This is a genomic window from Flavobacterium sp. I3-2, from assembly GCF_013389595.1.
In the GTDB taxonomy this organism is placed as follows: domain Bacteria; phylum Bacteroidota; class Bacteroidia; order Flavobacteriales; family Flavobacteriaceae; genus Flavobacterium.
Genome location: NZ_CP058306.1, coordinates 3,125,420 through 3,146,242, shown reverse-complemented (window position 1 = coordinate 3,146,242; position 20,823 = coordinate 3,125,420). Strand labels below are relative to the sequence as shown.

18 protein-coding genes and 1 pseudogene are annotated in these 20,823 nt (G+C 28.3%); 11 read left to right on the top strand and 8 right to left on the bottom strand.

The window, feature by feature from the left end; all coding sequences use genetic code 11:
• The first annotated feature begins 168 nt into the window (after positions 1–168).
• From HW119_RS14880 to HW119_RS14860, 5 genes are all read left to right on the top strand, one after another.
• Positions 169–711: a hypothetical protein gene (locus HW119_RS14880; RefSeq protein WP_177765735.1), complete on the top strand. Its 543-nt coding sequence runs from the start codon at positions 169–171 to the stop codon at positions 709–711.
• Positions 698–838, top strand: a complete 141-nt coding sequence (locus tag HW119_RS14875) for a hypothetical protein (protein WP_177765733.1) — start codon at positions 698–700, stop codon at positions 836–838. The genes HW119_RS14880 and HW119_RS14875 overlap by 14 nt, the downstream gene beginning before the upstream one ends.
• A gap of 114 nt (positions 839–952) precedes the next feature.
• Positions 953–3,511, top strand: a complete 2,559-nt coding sequence (locus HW119_RS14870; protein WP_177765731.1) for an ATP-dependent Clp protease ATP-binding subunit — start codon at positions 953–955, stop codon at positions 3,509–3,511.
• A gap of 116 nt (positions 3,512–3,627) precedes the next feature.
• The gene (locus tag HW119_RS14865; protein ID WP_177765729.1) at positions 3,628–4,122 is read left to right on the top strand and encodes a hypothetical protein; all 495 of its coding nucleotides are present in this window, start codon (positions 3,628–3,630) and stop codon (positions 4,120–4,122) included.
• 11 nt (positions 4,123–4,133) lie between these two features.
• Positions 4,134–4,889: an LVIVD repeat-containing protein gene (locus HW119_RS14860; protein WP_177765727.1), complete on the top strand. Its 756-nt coding sequence runs from the start codon at positions 4,134–4,136 to the stop codon at positions 4,887–4,889.
• Positions 4,890–5,005: 116 nt separating this feature from the next.
• Here HW119_RS14860 and HW119_RS16975 read toward each other — a convergent pair.
• The 4 genes and pseudogenes from HW119_RS16975 to HW119_RS14850 form a co-directional block, all read right to left on the bottom strand.
• Positions 5,006–5,374: pseudogene (locus HW119_RS16975) on the bottom strand (transposase).
• A gap of 182 nt (positions 5,375–5,556) precedes the next feature.
• A complete protein-coding gene (locus tag HW119_RS16970) occupies positions 5,557–5,682 on the bottom strand; it encodes a transposase (RefSeq protein WP_410503962.1) in 126 nt (41 codons plus the stop codon).
• A 357-nt stretch (positions 5,683–6,039) separates the two neighbouring features.
• Positions 6,040–6,234: a hypothetical protein gene (locus tag HW119_RS16965; RefSeq protein ID WP_410503961.1), complete on the bottom strand. Its 195-nt coding sequence runs from the start codon at positions 6,232–6,234 to the stop codon at positions 6,040–6,042.
• A gap of 88 nt (positions 6,235–6,322) precedes the next feature.
• Positions 6,323–7,189 carry a hypothetical protein gene (locus tag HW119_RS14850; protein ID WP_177765725.1) on the bottom strand — a complete coding sequence of 289 codons (867 nt, stop codon included), beginning with the start codon at positions 7,187–7,189 and terminating at the stop codon, positions 6,323–6,325.
• Between the two features lie 127 nt (positions 7,190–7,316).
• On the opposite strand from HW119_RS14850, the gene HW119_RS14845 reads away from it, so the two are divergent.
• Both HW119_RS14845 and HW119_RS14840 read left to right on the top strand, forming a co-directional pair.
• Positions 7,317–7,865, top strand: a complete 549-nt coding sequence (locus HW119_RS14845; RefSeq protein WP_177765723.1) for a YeeE/YedE family protein — start codon at positions 7,317–7,319, stop codon at positions 7,863–7,865.
• 3 nt (positions 7,866–7,868) lie between these two features.
• Positions 7,869–8,282, top strand: a complete 414-nt coding sequence (locus HW119_RS14840; protein WP_177765721.1) for a DUF6691 family protein — start codon at positions 7,869–7,871, stop codon at positions 8,280–8,282.
• Positions 8,283–8,387: 105 nt separating this feature from the next.
• On the opposite strand, the gene HW119_RS14835 is transcribed toward HW119_RS14840, so the two are convergent.
• The 3 genes from HW119_RS14835 to HW119_RS14825 form a co-directional block, all read right to left on the bottom strand.
• Entirely contained in the window at positions 8,388–11,687 is a 3,300-nt protein-coding gene (locus HW119_RS14835; protein ID WP_177765719.1) for a T9SS type B sorting domain-containing protein, read from the bottom strand.
• 90 nt (positions 11,688–11,777) lie between these two features.
• Positions 11,778–12,683 (bottom strand): lytic transglycosylase domain-containing protein, encoded by a 906-nt coding sequence (locus HW119_RS14830; RefSeq protein WP_177765717.1) that lies wholly within the window; start codon positions 12,681–12,683, stop codon positions 11,778–11,780.
• Positions 12,664–13,347: an alpha/beta fold hydrolase gene (locus HW119_RS14825; RefSeq protein WP_177765715.1), complete on the bottom strand. Its 684-nt coding sequence runs from the start codon at positions 13,345–13,347 to the stop codon at positions 12,664–12,666. The genes HW119_RS14830 and HW119_RS14825 overlap by 20 nt, the downstream gene beginning before the upstream one ends.
• A 191-nt stretch (positions 13,348–13,538) precedes the next feature.
• Here HW119_RS14825 and HW119_RS14820 point away from each other — a divergent pair, with 191 nt between their 5' ends.
• Complete coding sequence (locus HW119_RS14820) at positions 13,539–13,820, top strand: GNAT family N-acetyltransferase (protein ID WP_125017166.1); 282 nt, start codon at positions 13,539–13,541, stop codon at positions 13,818–13,820.
• Between the two features lie 76 nt (positions 13,821–13,896).
• Here the strand turns inward: HW119_RS14820 and mtaB are convergent, their stop codons facing one another.
• Positions 13,897–15,231 (bottom strand): tRNA (N(6)-L-threonylcarbamoyladenosine(37)-C(2))-methylthiotransferase MtaB, encoded by a 1,335-nt coding sequence (mtaB, locus tag HW119_RS14815; RefSeq protein WP_177765713.1) that lies wholly within the window; start codon positions 15,229–15,231, stop codon positions 13,897–13,899.
• Positions 15,232–15,330: 99 nt separating this feature from the next.
• Here mtaB and HW119_RS14810 point away from each other — a divergent pair, with 99 nt between their 5' ends.
• From HW119_RS14810 to HW119_RS14800, 3 genes are all read left to right on the top strand, one after another.
• On the top strand, positions 15,331–16,941 hold the full coding sequence (locus tag HW119_RS14810; RefSeq protein WP_177765711.1) for an ABC transporter substrate-binding protein: 1,611 nt from the start codon (positions 15,331–15,333) through the stop codon (positions 16,939–16,941).
• A 61-nt stretch (positions 16,942–17,002) separates the two neighbouring features.
• Positions 17,003–17,713, top strand: a complete 711-nt coding sequence (locus HW119_RS14805; RefSeq protein ID WP_177765709.1) for a LytR/AlgR family response regulator transcription factor — start codon at positions 17,003–17,005, stop codon at positions 17,711–17,713.
• Positions 17,710–20,694 carry a histidine kinase gene (locus HW119_RS14800; protein WP_177765707.1) on the top strand — a complete coding sequence of 995 codons (2,985 nt, stop codon included), beginning with the start codon at positions 17,710–17,712 and terminating at the stop codon, positions 20,692–20,694. The genes HW119_RS14805 and HW119_RS14800 overlap by 4 nt, the downstream gene beginning before the upstream one ends.
• Positions 20,695–20,823: the final 129 nt, after the last annotated feature.

Below are 20,823 nucleotides of genomic sequence, written 5' to 3'. Positions count from 1 at the left end.
GAAATCAAGTGAACTAACAAAAACTAAGTCGAGTTTCAACAATATTGCTTAAAATTAAAATACATTAATCTTTAAGTTAAATAATCATTTAAAAGTGATTTAGAAGTATCTTTGTTAAACTTGCTAAAACGCACATTAAAAACATTTGATTAAAATTCTTAGCTTACAATGAAATCCTATAATCGAACTAATTTTTTTAAACATACATTTTGTATTTTTAATGAAGTTAATCCAAATGAATTACCAAAAACAAAACCTGATTATATTAGTAAATCTAATAGTTCATATTATTTTACGGAAGATGGTGTTTTTAGAAAATCTAATCATTGGGGTCGAGCTGCAAATTGCCGTTGGAAATTAGTTTCGTCGGATTATAAATCTCAAAATGAAATTGTAGCTTTTGCAAAATGGATTGATTTTTTTCCGAATAACGAAAATGAAAAATTATATTTTATTCGAATTAATTCAAATTTAACAGCAACTTTTCATCACAAATACGAAAACATATTTACAGATAAAGATGTTATACGAACTGCCAAAGATACTTCTAAACGAATGAAACTCATTAGTGAAATTCTAGAAACTAAAACTTGGTGTAAATATATCAAACATACTGATTTTGAAAAATTAAAAGAATTGATGTTAAACGAATTATTATTTACAAACAAATCAATTCAAGATATAAAAAGAGAATTAAATGGGAAGACGTAACGAAACCAATCGATTGGCTTTTAAAAAGAAAGTAGATAATAAAAAGGAAAAAGAAAAAAATTCGCAAGAAAAACGAAAAGAGAAATTAAAAGAAATCATTTCTAAATTCAATAACAAAAATAGTTAAGAAAACATTTTTTAGTTTCATTATTTTTTCGTCTATTTATTCTAGTACATTAAGATTAAAAAAAATGGTACTAAAATTGCAATGAAATAAATATACACCCTAAAATTTTTTATAATGGACGATAATTTTTCACCAAGAGTTAAGGAAGTCATAACTTTCAGTCGTGATGAAGCACTACGTTTAGGGCACGATTATATTGGTACAGAACATATAATGCTTGGCCTTCTACGTGAAGGACAAGGAGAGGCAATTGCTATTCTTCTAAATTTAGATATTGATTTAGCGTTTTTAAGAAATCGCTTTGAAGCATTGGTTCCAGAAAATCCAAACGCAGCTTTTAATGCTGAAAAGAAAAACATTCATTTAACTAAACAAGCAGAAAATGCCCTAAAAAGAGCATTTCTAGAAAAAAAATTATACAAAACAGAGGTAATCAACACTGGTCATATTTTAATGTCAATTTTAAGAAATTCCGATGATCCGACTACAATACTTCTAAATCGTTGTAAAATAGATTATGAAATTTGTAAAGAACAGTTCATTGCAATTTTATCAGACAACGAAAATGAAAATCAAAACGAAACAGAATTTCCTAAAAATGATGCTTTCGATAATGATGGTGACGAAGACAGACAAAATGACAGTTTCTCTAGTGCAAGTTCTCCAGCAAATAAATCAACTAAAAAATCAAACACACCTGTATTAGATAATTTTGGTCGAGATTTAACTGAAATGGCTGAGCAAGGAAAATTGGATCCAATTGTAGGTAGAGAAAAAGAAATTGAACGTGTTTCGCAAATTTTAAGTCGTAGAAAGAAAAACAATCCACTTTTAATAGGTGAACCTGGAGTAGGAAAATCTGCAATTGCAGAAGGTTTGGCATTGCGTATTGTTCAGAAAAAAGTATCGCGTATTTTATTTAACAAGCGTGTAATTACGTTGGATCTTGCGAGTTTAGTAGCAGGAACAAAATACCGTGGCCAATTTGAAGAACGCATGAAAGCCGTAATGAATGAGTTAGAAAAAAACACTGACATCATACTGTTTATAGATGAGATTCATACAATTGTAGGTGCTGGAGGAGCAACTGGTTCTTTAGATGCTTCAAACATGTTTAAACCAGCTTTAGCACGTGGTGAGATCCAATGTGTTGGCGCAACAACTTTAGATGAATTCCGTCAATATATCGAGAAAGATGGTGCACTTGAGCGTCGTTTTCAGAAAGTAATTGTTGAACCAACTTCTGTAGATGAAACCATTACAATTTTAAATAATATTAAAGCAAAATACGAAGACCATCATAATGTTATCTATTCTCCAGAGGCAATTGAAGCTTGTGTGAAATTGACAAATCGCTACATGACTGATCGTTTTCTTCCGGACAAAGCAATCGACGCACTTGACGAAGCTGGATCAAGAGTTCATATTACCAACATCGAAGTTCCTCAAGATATTCTTAATCTTGAAGCGGAACTAGAAAAAGTGCGCGATAGTAAATCTGCTGCAGTAAAACTTCAAAAATATGAAGAAGCTGCTAGCTTACGTGACGATGAAAAACGTGTTGAGAAAGATTTAGCAATTGCTCAAGAACGTTGGGAAGAAGAAGCTAGAAATAATAAAATTACAGTTACAGAAGACAATGTTGCAGATGTAGTTTCAATGATGACCGGAATTCCTGTTAACAAAGTTGCTCAAACTGAAACTAAAAAATTAGCAAACTTGCCAGATGCCATTCGCGGAAAAGTTATTGGTCAAGATGAAGCTGTTGCTAAAATTGCTAAATCAATTCAGAGAAATAGAGCTGGACTTAAAGATCCTAATAAACCAATTGGTTCGTTTATTTTCTTAGGTCAAACTGGAGTCGGTAAAACTCAATTAGCAAAAGTAATTGCTAAAGAAATTTTTGATTCTGAAGATGCTTTAATTCGTATTGACATGAGTGAATACATGGAAAAATTCGCCATTTCTAGATTAGTTGGTGCTCCTCCAGGTTATGTCGGATACGAAGAAGGTGGCCAATTGACAGAAAAAGTAAGAAGAAAACCTTATAGTGTTGTTTTGCTTGATGAAGTAGAAAAGGCACATCCGGATGTCTTTAATATGATGCTTCAGGTTTTGGATGACGGACATTTAACGGATAGTTTAGGACGTAAAGTTGATTTTAGAAACACAATCATCATCATGACTTCAAATGTTGGCGCACGACAATTAAAAGATTTTGGTCAAGGTGTTGGTTTCGGAACTAAAGCAAAACAAGAGCAAGTTGATGATAACACAAAATCAATTATAGAAAATGCACTAAAAAAAGCTTTTGCTCCTGAATTTTTAAATAGAATTGATGATGTTGTGGTATTCAATGCTCTTGAAAAAGAACATATTCATCAAATCATTAACATTGAAATTGCTAAGTTATATAAGCGTGTAAAAGATTTAGGCTATGAAGTTGAACTGACAGAAAAGGCTTTAGATTTTATTGCAGATAAAGGTTTTGATAAGCAATATGGTGCTCGACCTTTGAAAAGAGCTATTCAAAAATATGTAGAAGATTTACTTGCTGAAGAAATCATTACTAACAAAATTTCAGAAGGTGATCACATCATTATTGACAAAATAGAAAATGAAGAAGCTTTAAAAGCTACCGTTGCAAAACAAAAAAAAGAATCTACTAATTAGTAGATTCTTTTTTTGTTTACTATTTTTTTGTTAAATAGCTTACATATATATAAAATAATATTATTTTTAAAACTTCATAATATGTAAAAATTATCAACCATTAAAAATATTAGCTTATGATTAAAAACACAAAACAATTTGCAGTGCTCTTTTTAATCTTGTTTTCGTTAAGTTCGATGACTTGCGAAAGAGATGATGAATGGCGAGGTCCTTCTAATTACAGTGCATCAATAATGACTCGATCAGATTTCGAAAATTCAATAAAAATGACCGCTCCCCAAACAATGAAAAAAGCAGGTAAAATTTATCTTAAAGATAATTATATGTTTATTGGAGATGCGAATCGTGGTTTTCATATATACAATAATGTAAATCCAGAAAATCCCATTTTAATTGCTTTTATTGAAATTCCTGGTGTGACAGATATTGCAATTCGAGACGAAGTTTTTTATGCAAATCAGGCAGTAGATCTAATTGCTTTTAAGTTAAATATAGAGAATCAACAAGTACAACTTTTAAAACGAATTCCAAATACTTTTCCAGAACTAGTTTCGCCTGATGGTTATTTGCAAAATGTTGGTGAAGGTAAAATTGTAGTAGATTGGAACTAAAAAATAATAAAATGAAAAAAATAACTTTAACTTTAATGTGCATCTTTTTTGTTTTATTAACAATAAGTTGTTCTAGTGATAATTCAGGAAATCAAGAATCTGAAGGTTCATCTCAATCAGACGGAAAAGGTGGGTCTTTAGCGACTTTTGCATTAAAAGGTAATTATTTATATACCGTTGATTATCAAAAACTAAATGTATTTAATATTCAAAATAAGGAAAATCCGGTAAAAGTGAATCAAAAAGATGTAGGTTTTAATATCGAAACTTTATATTCTTTAGATAACTATCTGTTTATTGGTTCAAGAAATGGAATGTTTATTTATGATGTTACAAATCCTGAAAATCCAAATTTACTTTCAGAAGCACAACATTTTACAGCTTGTGATCCAGTTGTTGCCAATCAAACACACGCTTTTGTAACATTACATTCAAATACAAATTGTGGCAATAATTTAAACACGCTAATGGTTTATGATATTGCAGATCCAAGAAATCCAGAGTTAATTCATCAAAGAAATCTAACATTTCCAAGAGGTTTAGCATTGCATGACAATTATTTAATTGTCTGTGATGATGAACTGAAAATTTTTAACATCACAAATCCAGCCGAACCAATTCTTGCAAAATCTTTTAATACTAATTTTAAAGATGTAGTAGTTTATAATGATGTGTTATTTGCTTTTGGTGATAAATCGGTTTCTCAGTACAAATGGACAGGAAATGATTTTCTAACATTAGAGCAAATAAGTTCTTTTAGCTATTAAACAAAAAATGGACACTATCCTAAAAAGTGTGTGAGTTAATAATATTGGGGTTTGACTTTTAATTAAAGTTGAACCCTTTTTTCAAATATAGTTAAGAACTGATTGAGGATTAATCCTCAATTTTGGATTGGTATTGACCATTTTTTGGTAGCTTCTCTTAATGCAAAATATACGGATTTTAAAACAGCATCATCCGTAGGGAATGATAATTTATTTTTGGTATATTTTCTGATTTTACCGTTTAAATTTTCAATTAAATTTGTGGTGTATATAATTTTTCTAATTTCGATTGGGAAGTCAAAGAATACGGTTAATTCATCCCAAATCAAAGATTCATCGAATTCCAATTTAAAATAGAATCACATTAGATAATTATTTCTCCAAGATTGAATTGCATACGGATATTTTTGATTCCATTTTTCAGCAAAACATTCTAATTCTTGAGCTGCCATTTCTCGATTTGGAGCGTTGTAAATCAGTTTCATTTCTGAAATAAACTCCTTTTTATCTTTCCAAACCACATATCTTGCAGAATTTCTAATTTATTCATTTTTTTTTTAATTACGGAATTCATGATTGCTTCGCAGTTGATGAACTACTCAGATCTTTGTATTAACTTCGGGAAAAACATTAGTAATAGCTTGTGTTAATCCAATTAAATTATCAGTTATGTAACTAAAATATCTTCAACACCACGAACTTTTATATCTGTTAATACACCTTGCCAAAAGGTAGCAGATTCATTTTGACCAAGCCACATACCAAGAATTTCCTCGTGACCATCCAGATTCAAACCAACAGCTAAACAACTAGTTTTATTGATTACTTAACCACCTTGACGAACTTTAAATACGATTACTTCTATCCAAACAATACAACAAATCTGGTCTAATGGACGATTTTGCCGATCAAGAACTTGTCGGTTATAATTGAAATAGATTAAGTAGAAAGCTTATAATCATATAGTTCATAAAGTTCTTGTTCGATATCTGATATGCTTAATCCTTTAGCGTAAAGATAAATTACCATATTTTCGACTGAAACGCTTTAGAATGATGTTTAGGAACCACAATAGATTCAAAACTTCCGTTGCTATCACGAGGAACTGAAATTATAGTTTCGCCATGTTCACTTTTTAATCATTTAAAAGTCAACCATTACGCACATTGTTACTATCATTTTTTTCGTTTTTAGAGTAACCTAAATGCGCATCAAGTTCGCTATGTAACATCGCTTCGATTAAATCAGAATGTAATTCCTTTAATAATTTACTTAAATCTTCTTGAGTTTTTAAACCTTCTAAAAGTCCTTGGTCTTTGATAATTTTGCCTAGTAGTGTTTTCATAATAAACTGTGTTTAATAAATTAAAAAAAATGAGATGGAGTTGCAAACTCATCTCATTTTCTATTTACACAGTTTTTTGGATACTGCCCTAATCCAAAAGTTTAAATTCATAAACATTTCTACCATTATCTTTTTTCTTTTCTTTTTCGTCGGCAATAAATAAGGTGTTTTTATCTTTGAACGTTAAGGATTCTTTTTGTGAGTTATGATTATATGCTACAAATTTTAGATTATCTTGTTGAAAGGATCCTTCATTTTCAAACGGAATTAAAATTACATTCGTGTGTGTTGTTAATGCAATTTGTTTACTTTCAGGATGATAAGCTGCTCCAGTAATTGCCATACGATCATATGAATTTCCGCTATTTAATTCCGCTATTTTTTGAGCTTTAAAATTACCTGCTTTGTTTGGAATTTTATAAACATAAAAACTGCCATCAAAACCTTTCGATCTATTCTTAGTAAATAAATAAAAAGAAGAATCTATTTCAACAAAAGCTTCACAATCAAAAAACAATTCTTTTTTCTTTGGAGGAAATTCAGTTTGTTCAGGGTAAGCGAAATGTGTGATTTGTGAAGGTGTAATGGTTTTATTGTTTAGATCTGAAAAATTTAATTTATAAATTGCCAAATCTTGTCGTGAATTATCATTGTTTCCAAAATTACCAATATATAAATTTCCTTGGGTATCTATTGTAAAATCTTCCCAATCGGTATTAGTTACGTTATTGATGGAAATCGTTTTTGTCAATTTTCCATTTAAATCAAATGCGTAGATTTCATTTGCATTTCCTTTATCTTCTAGAGCATAAAGTAAATGGTCTGAAGGATGATAAACAAGACCTGAAATTTCATTGTTTTTCTTAGGAAAAGAAAACAAAACATTTAAATCTTGAGATTTAGTTTGACATGATAAAATTAAAAAGAATCCGATGACTGAATAATATCTAAACATATTTCTGATTTTTATTTATCAAAGTTAGAGAAAAGTATATAATTATATGTTAAGTATTTGACAATGTAACTTAGGTAACATTCAATATAATTTTAATATTGGATATTTGCTTCAAATTTATTGAAATATGGAAATAATATATCAGGCTTGGCCTTGGTACGTCGGTGGTCCGATTGTTGCTTTATTAATGATTTTACTTATTTTACTAGGTAAAAATTTTGGAGTTTCTTCAAATTTTAGAACCATGTGCGCTGCTTTAGGTGCCGGGAAAAATTGTGAGTTTTTTAATTTTAATTGGAAAGTACAACGATGGAATTTATTGATTTTAGTAGGGACAATGATTGGTGGTTTTATTGCTTCAAATTATCTTTCTAATAATCAAATTCCTGCTATTTCTTCGCAAACAATAGCTGAACTAAACGCACTTGGCTTTGAAAGTGCTGGAAAAGCATATTCCCCACCAGAATTTTTTAATGTAATGAATTTAAAAAACATCATTTTATTATTAATCGGTGGTTTGTTAGCTGGTTTTGGAACACGTTATGCTGGTGGATGTACTTCTGGTCATGCAATTTCAGGTTTGAGTGATTTACAATTACCTTCTTTAATTGCAGTAATTGGTTTTTTTGTTGGTGGGCTGATCATGTCATTTTTAATTTATCCTTTAATTTTTTAAACTATGAGAAATATAATATATATCACAATAGGAATTATTTTTGGAATTACAATGTACAAAGCTGAGGCAGCTTCTTGGTTCCGAATTTATGAAATGTTTCATTTTCAATCTTTACATATGTATGGATTCATCGGAAGTGCTTTAGTAATTGGAGTTATTGGAACACAATGGATGAAACTTTCAGAAAAGAAAGATGTTGATGGGAATAAAATTACAATTGTACCAAAAGAAAAATCTATAGTGCGTTATTTGTTTGGTGGAATTTTCTTTGGATTGGGATGGGCTTTAATCGGCGCATGTCCTGGACCAATGTTTGTTCTAGTTGGAACTGGTTTATGGTCTATGATGTTTGTAATTGTAGGTGCTATTTTAGGAACATTTTTATATGGTATATTGAGAAATAAGCTTCCTCATTAAAAACTAGGTATGAATGTTTTAAATTAGGATTATATAAATTTTTTTTATACTTATAAAGTCTTAAATAACCTACAACGCCATCTAATTAGATGGCGTTGTGGATTTTTATCTTTTTAAAGTAAAATGTCCTCTCAAATTTTTTCCATTTTGTCTAGTAACTACAAACCAGTAATCGTTTGAAGGTAAAGGTTTTCCGTTTAAGTTTCCATCCCAAGAATCTATATTTTTCATTGTTTTTAATAATTTTCCATTTCTATCAAAAATTGAAATTTCTAAATTTGGTTCAAAATTTCCAAACTCAATTTTCCAAGTGTCATTTTTACCATCATTGTTAGGAGTAAAAAATTTAGGATAATTAAGTAAATAAAAATCTTCTTGTGAAAATCCACATCCATCTAAGTCTTTTACAATAGCAGTGTATTCTCCACTTTTTAATCCTTTAAAAGTATTATTTTTTTGGTAATTAATATCATCAATAGAATATTCAAAATTTCCATAATTATACATTTCAATTGTAATTTCATTTTCAGAATCTGTCCAATCTTGTGTACGTATGTTTTTAATTACAGGAGTAATTGAATGTTTAACTGAAAAATATTTTGTTTGAGTACATGACGTGTTTTCGTAATTTTTTGTTACAGTTACAAAATATTCTCCTTCTTCGGAGATATTTATTATTCGAGTTGTTTCGCCTGTTGACCAATCATAACTATCAAATTCAGCACCGGCATCAATTGAGATTTGTTCGTTTTTACAAATTGAATAACTATTTTTTATATCTAAATTTGGTATTGAGATTAGAGTTAAATTTAATTTTACAACCTGAAAACAATTATTATCAGATTGAATTCTGACAAAAATAGTAGAGTTTGCATTTGTTAAAGTGAAATTTGTAAAGTTTAATATTGCATCTGCATTTATTTGATTATTTGCTCCAGTTAAAGTACTATAATATTCGAAACTGTAATCGTTGTAATTATCAATTAAATACAAAGTATAATCAGTTAAATCAATATTTTCAAAATAATTATTATCAGTATCACAAATAACATCTGAATAATCGTTTGCATTTAATGTATTAATAAATGATATATTAACAGCTAATCGATTTGAACTTTCGCAGTTATTAATAGTTTGAGATGCATAGTAAGTTGTATTATTTACTAAAATTGTATTATTTGGTAAAAGTATCCCATTTTCATTATACCATTTTATATTTGAACCTTCTACAGCAATATTGTTTAATGTTTGATTTTGGTTTTGACAAAATGTTTGATTTTCAGGTCCGTTTGGTTTCTCAATATTTTGAATATTTACTAAAATTGGAATTCTTAAACTTTCACAATTGTTCAAAGTTTGCGATGCATAATAAGTTTGTCCATTGATTAAGTTAGTATTACTTGGAATTAAATTTCCATTTATCAAAGAATCATACCATTTTATATTTTGTCCTTCAATAGAGATTGAATTTATTTTTGGATTATTATCTAAACAGAAAATCTGTGGTGATATTGCTATCGGAGGATCATTTGTAACAATTGACACATGTACTAGTTTTCTTTCACTTTCACAATTACCAAAAGTTTGAGATACATAATAATCAGTATTGTTTTGTAATGATATATTGTTATTTAAAGAAACAGTATCGTTTGGGTTTGAATACCATTTAAGATTTTCTCCTATAGCTTCTAAATTTGCAATCACAGGATTCAAACTTGAACAAAAAATTTGATTTGTGTTAACTAATGGTGCTATTATATCCGAAATACTTACAGTTACAGCCAATCTATTACTTTCAACGCAAGTTCCAACCTGACTTGAAGCAAAATAAGTTTGCCCGTTTTGTAGTGGTGTGTTTGTATTTAATGGTGTTGATGAATTGATTGAATCATACCATTTAATAGAGTCATAATTCGGAGTTAAATCTTGTACTGTTGCTTGTTGAGTATTACAAAAAGTTTGAATACTATCTCCATTCGGTGCATTTGAATTACAGGATTTTATTTTTAATAGAAAACCATCTTCTACAATGGTTACAATATTAACAGAATATAAAGTAGCATTTTCAGTTGGTGAAGGATTAAAATCGCATGTTCTTAAAAATTCACCTGTAATAAATAAATTTTCATTCACTACTTCAACTTTTTTTATGTTTGAAACCATACAAATATTATAAGGACTTTGTAGAGGTACTTCTTGTCCAAATTGAAATGCATTTACAAAGTTTCGATTCATATCTAATTTCAAACTAAACATATTTGAATCACCAAGCAAAGAAAAAATAAAAGTATTATTTGGTGAAGGATCTAAATCTATTGTATTTGTGAATTTACCAGCTAAATAATAGTTTCCATCAGAATCTGATGTAACTGCATCAAACTGAATATTATCATTTCCTTCTTTTTGAAACTTTTTAACATCTAATAAAGATCCATCTAAATTCAAAAATATAAGATATTCAAAATCACCACTTATTTCATAAGAATTTTCAGAAGGATCAACATCAATTGTTGTATAATGATCTTTTTTTCCTAATATTACAATTCCATTTTGATTAACATGAAAGTTATTATAATATTGATTATTAAAAATCTTTTCCCAAATTGTAGCTCCATCATTCGTATCGATATTAATTAAATGATAGTTATTAGAATTATCTATACATAGGTTGATATTTCCATCTGGACGTAAAGCTAATTTATTTTTTATACCAAAATTTATGTTTATTTGTTTTGACCAAATAAGATTTCCGTCATTGTTTATTTTAAATACAAAATTACCAATACCGTTGTTGTTATTTAAATTAAAATTTGGATTATTATTTATATTGACATTTCCAATGAAATATCCTGTTACATAAATGTTATTCTCATTATCAAGTTCGATATCAAACGGAGTAATACTGTTTGAATACCCATAAAATTGAGGAATTGAAATGGTTGATAAAATATTTCCGCTTGGTGAAATTTTGAATATTTTAATAAAATTTTCAATGATATTAAGATTAGTATTTAGTTCGCTTATTGATAAAATCGCATATATATTGCTATCCGTACCAATTTTTACTTTTAAAGCGTGATCACCTGTCTTTAAATTACCAAAGGTATGTCCCCAAATAAAGTTTCCAGCAGCATCTAATTTAAAAAGGTAGGTACCACTAAAGTTTTGTATGTTTGAGTTATCGATAATTAATTCACCATCTGGAGTTGGATCTAAATCAAAATATGATGATCTAGTATCTCCAATAGTGTAACTGTTTTGATTTGTATCTACAGCTATATCAATAACTTCTTCTTTGTATTCATGACTGATACCTTTTATTTGTCTTACCCATTGAAAATCTTGAGCATTTAATTGATATTGAATCAGAAAAAGTAAAAATAAAAGTAAATATTTGTTTCTCATTTTTTTCTTGGTTGATTTAAAAAAATATAATTTTAAACAAAAGTTTTATAAATATAATAAAGCCATCTAATTAGATGGCGTTATGTTTTGTTATCTTTTATAACCTTCAGTAGGTATTTGGACGACATATGTTTTTCCCGGTGTAACTGTAAGAGAAGTATCTCGCATCCAAGGATTATGTAATTTTAAAATTTTATAATTTATCCCTTGATCGAGAGCATATTTTGCTAAATCGGGAATATTTTCTGAAACCGGTAAATTCTTTGTCTTTATTGGGTCATATAAAACATCGTTAGGAAGTTGAAAACCATATTTTCCAGAGTTTTCCATAATTTCTTTAAGTGCTAGAATTCTAAAAACATATCTCGATGTTTCATCTGTCAAAAATAAATCATAATAATCTGTAACACCTTGAGCGTCTATAGATTTTTGAATGCCGCCCATTCCACGATTATATGAAGCTGCTACTAACGTCCAATTTCCAAACTTATTGTAAGCCTTTTTTAAATATTGACACGCTGCTTCTGTAGCTTTAACCACGTCATATCTTTCGTCAATTGAATTAGAAACTTCTAAATTATACTCTTTAGCAGTTTCGGGCATAAATTGCCAAAAACCTTTCGCACCAGCTGATGATGTAGCATTTGTTAAACCACTTTCTATGACAGCTAAATATTTAAAATCATCTGGAATTCCGTGTTTTTTTAAAATAGGTTCAATCTCAGGAAAATATCTGTTAGCTCTCTTTATTATTAAGGTTGTTCCAGAATGTAAATTGATATTGACCGTCATCTCACGATCAAGTCTTTCCTTTACATCAATGATTTTCATAGGAACTTTTTCTCCGCAAAAATTGATATTATTAGGTAAATACACATGATTTTTTACATCTACACTTGTGTAATTTGTTCCTTCTCCTGTAAATTGAGAAAATAAGATACCAGTTGCAATAATACCTGTTACAGTTAGTGATTTTTTAATCCAATTCTTTTTCATAATTTTCATTCAGTATTAAATCGGGAAGATGTTTATTCAGCCATTTTGATTGTAATAATATCAATACATGCGTAGCTTTTGGTAAGAAAATAGCATTTTTAATATATTTTTTAGGAAAAATATGATCTTCTGTACCATGAATATGAACAATGTTTTTGATAGGATTTTGGTTTTCCCACAATAAAACATTTTTAATTCCCCAGTCTAAATAGTTTTTAGAACGAACAGTCAAATATTTTTCATACATTTTAATTCGTTCCTTAATTTTTTTTGAAGATACTATTTTTTTTGTAATATTTTGAAAAAAATCAACAAATCGAGTTGGAAAAAAATGATACAATTTCATCTTCTTTGCAAGCCTAAAATTATCAGGAAATTCAGCAGGATCCTTTACGCTCGAAATAATGATTACTTTTTTGACGCTTATTTGTTTAGCAATTTCTTGAACAATAATTCCTCCAAATGATACACCTATTAAAACGGGATTTTGATGTTTAATCTCTTTTATGATTCTTTTTGTATAATCTTTTAGCGTTTCTTTTTCATTTGGTTCTTTCCAATCCAAGTAAAAACATTCAAATTGATTAGAATCGAGTCTTATTTTTTCAAATATTAAAGGATTTGCGGCCAAACCAGGCATGAAATATACTGGTATTTTGTTCATTTCTTTGTCAAATTACAATTTTAATTTGTATTATATAAAAATAATTGCTTTATTTGTGGATATAAAATAAAAAGTGATATTTTTTTTTATTATCTATATTTAAAATATAAAATTAAGCTAATTATTTATAAACATGTGTTTTCCTAACCAAAAAATACAATATTAATTTTTTAAAAACATTTATTGAAATTATGGAATTTAAAAATAATGAATTATTAAGACAATTCGAGGCACGTTGTGGTGAAAATTTTATTGTAATTGAGTATTCTATACAAGAACGAAAATTATTTTTAACCAAATTACATGAAAATGGATGTGAAGATGAAGAAAAAATATCAAAATTTATAAGCTTAATATTAGATGGAGCAGAAGAACGTAAATTGCGTATCGTTCCTGTAAATTCTAAAATAGTGACATTTTTTAAGAAAAATCCTAGCTATAAAGAATTATTAGCTACTGGTATAAAAATCTAGATTAACCAAAACCAAACAACCAAAACGAAAAACGTGTCTAAATAATTAGACACGTTTTTTATTTATATATTTTTAATTATGAAAAAACAGGTTCATTGATAAAATCAAAACGAACTATGCCATCTTCATCAATTTTTGTTAATTGAATTTCGTGAAGTGTATTTACCAATTCAGGATTCCAAGGTGTTTTTACTTTAACGTAATTTTCTGTAAACCCGTGAATGTAACCTTCTTTGTTTTCACTTTCAAATAAAACCGTATGTTTGGTATTTAATTGACTTTCATAGAAATGTCTGCGTTTTTTTACAGATAAACCACGTAACATTTTACTTCTTTTACTTCTAACATTCATCGGAACGACGCCATCAAATTCAACAGCTTCCGTATTGTCTCTCTCTGAATACGTAAAAACATGAAGATAAGAAATGTCTAAATCATTTAAGAAATTATAAGTTTCTAAGAACAATTCTTCAGTTTCACCAGGAAAACCAACAATTACATCAACTCCGATACAAGCATCTGGCATAACTTCACGAATTTTTGAAACGCGATCTTGATATAATTCTCTCATATATCTACGTTTCATTTTCTTTAAAATTTCGTTACTTCCAGATTGTAGTGGAATATGAAAATGAGGAACGAAAGTTTTACTTGTTGAAACAAAATCAATGGTTTCGTTTTTAAGTAAGTTTGGTTCAATAGATGAAATTCGTAAACGCTCAATTCCATCTACGGTATCTAAAGCCTGAACCAACTCTAAAAAAGTATGTTCGTGTTTTTTATTTCCGAATTCACCTTTACCGTAATCACCAATATTAACTCCTGTTAAAACAATTTCTTTAATTCCTTTAGCAGAAATTTCAGCAGCATTTTGCATCACGTTTTCCATCGTATCCGAACGAGAAATACCACGAGCTAACGGAATCGTACAATAGGTACATTTATAATCGCAACCATCTTGAACCTTTAAGAAAGCACGTGTTCGATCTCCAATCGAATAACTTCCTACATAAAAATCCGCTTCTTCGATTTCGCATGAATGAACTTCGCCCATGTCATTCTTTGAAAGGTCATTTATGTAGTCGGTAATTTTAAATTTTTCAGTTGCTCCTAAAACCAAATCAACTCCGTCAACAGCAGCAAGCTCGTCTGGTTTTAATTGTGCATAACATCCAACAGCAGCAACAAAAGCTTTGTCATTTATTTTTAATGCTTTTTTTACGATCTGTTTAAACTGTTTGTCAGCGTTATCAGTTACCGAACAGGTATTGATGACATAAATATCTGCAACTTCTTCAAAATCGACACGATCAAAACCTTCATCATTAAAATTTCTTGCAATCGTAGAAGTTTCTGAGAAATTCAGTTTACAACCTAAGGTATAAAAAGCTACTTTTTTTCTATTTTCCATATGAATTACCTACTTATTAGTAGTAATTTTGAATTATATTTACTTTGTCCTTTTTAATCACAAAAGGAATTTACAAATTTACATACAAAAATCGGTTTCATGAAATCATTATTTTATTATATATCAACAGTTTGTATCATTTTTTTATTGAATTCGTGTTCAAAAAAGCAAACTTCGAATCAAGAGCTTACTGTTTTTAGATATAATGAAAGTGCAAATATCCAAACTTTAGATCCTGCTTTTTCTAGAAATCAAGCAATAATTTGGCCGTGCAACCAGCTTTTTAATAGCTTGGTTTTGTTAGATAATGAGTTAAATGTAAAACCTGATTTAGCTAAAAGTTGGCAAATTTCTGAGGATGGAAAAACATATCAATTTGTTTTACGTAACGATGTTTATTTTCATAAGCACATCAATTTTGGAAAAGACAGTACGCGACTTGTTGTAGCTCAAGATTTTGAATATAGTTTTAAACGTTTAATTAATGAAGAATTAGCTTCCCCTGGAGCTTGGATTTTTCAGTATGTTGATGATTTTAAAGCTGTAAACGATTCTGTTTTAGAGATTCATTTGCAAAAACCTTTTCCTGCATTTTTGGGATTACTTTCAATGAAGTACGCGTCGGTTGTACCGAAAGAAATTATTGAAGATACAAATATCGAATTTAGAACCAATCCAATCGGAACAGGTCCTTTTCAATTCAAAATTTGGGAAGAAAATATCAAATTGGTTCTGAGAAAAAATCCATTGTATTTCGAAAAAGATGAAAACGGAATTCAATTACCTTATTTAGATGCTGTTGCGATTAGTTTTTTACCAGATAAGCAAAGTGCTTTTTTACAGTTTATACAAGGAAATTTAGATTTTATAAACGGTTTGGACCCTTCATATAAAGACGATTTATTAAATTCAAAAGGTGAGCTTCAAACTAAATATGATAATCAGATTACTTTATTAACAGGTCCATATTTAAATTCAGAATATTTAGGTTTTCGAATGGATGGAACTGATGAAGTAGTTAAAGACAAACGCATTCGTCAAGCTTTGAATATTGGATTCGACCGTCATAAATTATTAGTTTATTTGCGAAATGGAATGGGTTCATCTAAAGTTAAAGGAATTATTCCTGAAGGTTTGGCAGGTTATAATGATGCAAATTTAATTACCTATGATATTGAAAAAGCAAAACAGCTAGTTACGGATTACATAAAAGATAAAAAAACAAAGCCAAAAGTAATGCTTACAACCAATAGTACTTACGTTGATATTTCGGAATATTTACAACGCGAATGGCAAAAAATTGGAATTGATGTCCAAGTTGATGTTTCACCGCCATCAACATTACGACAAAGTATGGCAACCGGTAAAGTTCCGTTTTTTAGAGGAAGTTGGATTGCAGATTATCCTGATGCTGAGAATTATTTATCATTATTTTCAAGTACTAATTTTGCTCCAAACGGACCTAATTATACGCATTTTAAAAATGATGATTTTGATAAATTGTACAAAGAATCTTTTACACAAACTGATATAGAAAAGAGAAAATTAATCTACGAGAAAATGGATAAAATTATTCAAGATGAAGTTCCTGTAATTGTTTTGTTTTATGATAAAGTTATTCGATTTACACACAAAAACATCTCAGGATTTTCAACTCATCCCATGAATTTATTGACGTTAAAAGAAGTAAAAAAGAAAAATAGTAATTAATCAAATGATTTTATATTTGTATAATCTATAAAACTTGTTTTTTGACTAATAATTTGAAGTAATGAATAATTTGACAATCGTTATTATAGATGACGAAAAAAAACTACGAGAACTTTTAAAAACGTATATCGATAAAATTTTTCCAAATCATAAGCACGAAATTATATTATGTAATTCGGTTTCGAGTGGAGTAGAAGCAATCGAAAATTATCTTCCGGATTTGGTTTTTCTTGATATTGAAATGCCAGAAGAAAATGGTTTTGAATTATTTAAAAAAGTAAATAAAGAAACTTTTGAAGTTGTTTTTACAACTGCATACGCCCAATATATGGAACAATCTATTAATGAAATTGGTTGTTTTGGTTATCTTTTAAAACCTTTTGATAAAGAAAAATTAAAAACCATCTTTGAACGTTTTGATTTAAAAGCTACGGATAAAAAATATTTTAAATTCATTAACACCTCTAAAAACAAACGAATGTTAGTACATTTAGACGATATTTTATATTGCAAAGCAGATAATAATTATTCGACTCTTTATTTAAAAGATAATCAATATTTGTTGTCTAAAACATTGCGTGATATCGAAAATAGATTGCCAACTGAAATTTTTAGTCGGGTACACCGTTCATTTATTGTCAATATGTTACATGTCGATTTCTTTGATAAAGATAAAAATGGATTAGTTTTAAAACACGAAATATTTGAAAATGAAGGTTTTATTCCTGTTTCGGCTTCTCATAAAGAAAAAATAGACAAAATGTTTTTATGAAAATAAAAGTTATTATTTTTTTTGTGTTTTTATCCCAATTGATTTTTGGGCAACATGTCGATACAAAAGTAATAACGGCAAATAATGGTTTGTTTTCTAATAACGTTCAGAAAACTTATATAGATTCATCAGGTAACCTTTGGATTGGTTCTCGGGCTGGTTTATCAAAGAAAAACATGAATTCTTTTGAAATTGTTCCTGAAGCTACAAAGTACAAGTTCAACAATATTTTTGATATTATTGAAGACCAAAATAAAAACATGTGGATTGCTGGCTATGGTCAAGGTTTATTATTTTTGAACCATAACGGAAGTAAACTTATTAATACAAACACAGGTTTGGTCGATAATTTTACTCGGTTTTTGTACGAATTTAAAGATGCTATTTATGTTGGAACTTCAAACGGAATTTCAATTATTTCTAAAAAAGATTTTTCTGTAAAAAATCCTAGTTTTCAATCAAATTCCAATCATAAATTTAGTATTACAAGTATTTTTAGTATAAATGATAAAATTTATGCATCGACCATAAATGATGGAATTTACTTAATTGAACCCGATAAATTAACTCTGGTTAGTGATATTAAAAAAGTTTTTTCAACCTTTGTTTTTGAAGATTTATTGTATTTAGGCCTTGAATCAAAATTAATTGTAGTTAATCCAAATACCTTTCAGATTTTAAAAGAATATCCAGTTCCGAGCATTTGGGAATTTATTGTAAATAAAAATCAATTGTATTTTATTTCATCTGGAATTTATGATGGTGATGGTGGTTTTTATCGATTAGAAAATGATAAAATTGTAAATCGAATTCCTGCTTTAAAAATTCCCTTTTTAGATTTAAAAACTTTAAGCCATGATAAAAAAAATGAGCTTTTGTATATCGGAACTCAAAATAACGGTTTAATCCAAATTAATTTAAATTCACCCGTTTTTCATCAAAATGAATTTGAAAATATCTATTCATTATGTTTTCACGATAAAAATGAATTTATATTCAATGAAAACGGATTAAATATTGTTTCTGATGACAAATTAGTTAAACAAATTTCATTAAATAAATTTAAAACTTTTCAATCCAAAAACGATAAAAAATTTAGAAAAGAAACCATAATTCAAAATCACTTTTATCCTATTGATTATAACATTTCGAGCGATAAAATCATTTTTTATCATTCAGAAATTTATAACGATTTTATTTGGGTTGCTTCAAATGTTGGAATTTATAAAATATCTTTAACTGGAGAAATTTTAGGATATTATCCGATTCATGTTTTTCATTTTACTTTTTTCAAAAACAAATTGATAACTGTTGTTCCGTATGGCGGAATTCGAATTTTTGATTCGATTGAAAATATGAATTATCAGTATTTTCATGATTGGAAAAATAGTAACGTTCCTGCAGAAATTGTTAGTATTGCCAAAACAGAAAATGCTGTTTATTTTGCTTCGGCTTTAAGCGGATTATATGAATATAAATCTGGAACTTTTAAATCACTTTTAAATGCAAAAGAGTTTTTAGAACCTAAATTAAAAGCCATAACTATTGGTTCAAACGGAAATTTAATTGTAGTTACAGATTTTAATGATGTTTATGAATTTGAAATCAAAACAAACAAATTAAAAAAAGTCAAACATATTTCGCACAAAAAAATTAAAGGAAGTACTACATCTTTTGTTGAAGAAATTGATGGTGTGTTGTATGTTGGAACAAATTTAGGAATAAATGTTTTTGATAAAGGACGTTATTTTTTTATTGATAAAACACAAGGATTTACAAATTATAACAGTCGTAAAGCTGTTGTTAATGGTAATAAAATTTACGTTTTAACTACGAATGGTTGTTTTGTTTTAGATAATTCGTACTTTAAAAAATCAGACAAATCAAATAATTTGGCTACAATTACATCAATTTATATTAATAACAAAAAATTGTTGCCGTCTGAATTAAGTCAAATCCAAAACGGATTGTCTTTAAGTAATACGCAAAATAACATCACCTTAATTTTTACCGTAAATGGCGAAAAATATCCTGATAAATTAAATTTCAAATATCGATTAAAATCCAATGAACCTTGGATTGATTTGGTAAATGAAAATCAAATAAATTTAAGTTATTTAAATCGTGGTGAGTATAATGTAGAATTACAAATTTTTAATGAAAATACAGGAAATACTTCGATTCAAAGTTTAGTTAAATTCACAATAAATCCGCCATTTTATTTAAATTGGTATTACATCATCATTTTTTCTTTGGTAATTATTATCATTACCATTTTGTTAGTTAAATTACGAATTCGAATCATTAAAAATAATCAGGAAAAAGAAACAGCATTAATTGCATTAAAAACAGAAAAAGAAAAGAAAGAACTTTTGTTTGATAAACAATTGGCAGAAGTTAAACTTCAAGCATTAAAAAGTCAGATGAATTCGCACTTTTTGTTTAACGTTTTGAGTTCCATTCAATATTATATAATCAGTAACGATATGGATAATGCATTGTATTTTTTAGAACGTTTTTCTAGTTTAATTCGAACAACTTTGGATTTTTCTGACCGTAAAACCGTTACTTTAAAACAAGAAATCGATTATTTAGCTCAATATATCGAAATTGAAAATATTCGTGTTGAAAATGAAATTAAATTTATTCTGGATATAGATTCTGAAATCAATCTTAACTTGATTCAGATTGAACCTTTGTTATTGCAACCTTTTATAGAAAATTCAATTGTGCATGCGTTTCCTCCAAATGTTGTCCAACCTAAAATTTTCATCAGAATGGTTAAAATTGAAAATCAAATTAAAATAACCATTGAAGATAACGGTGTTGGTTATAAAGAAAAAAAGAATCAAATACATACTTCAAAAGGAATTTCGATTGTTAAACGTAGGCTTGACCTGACAAAAATGAATTTAAATGAACAAATATCTATATCAAGTTCAGAAAACGGAACAATTGTAATTTTGTTTATTAACTTGTAGAAAATTCATTCACTCAAAAAAAAGGGGCATTCACCAATTTAGTTGTGATTTTTTAATTTGAATTTTTACTTTTGTACTACCAAAGAAAACACTTAGTGAAATAATAAAAATCTCTACACCAAGTTTTTT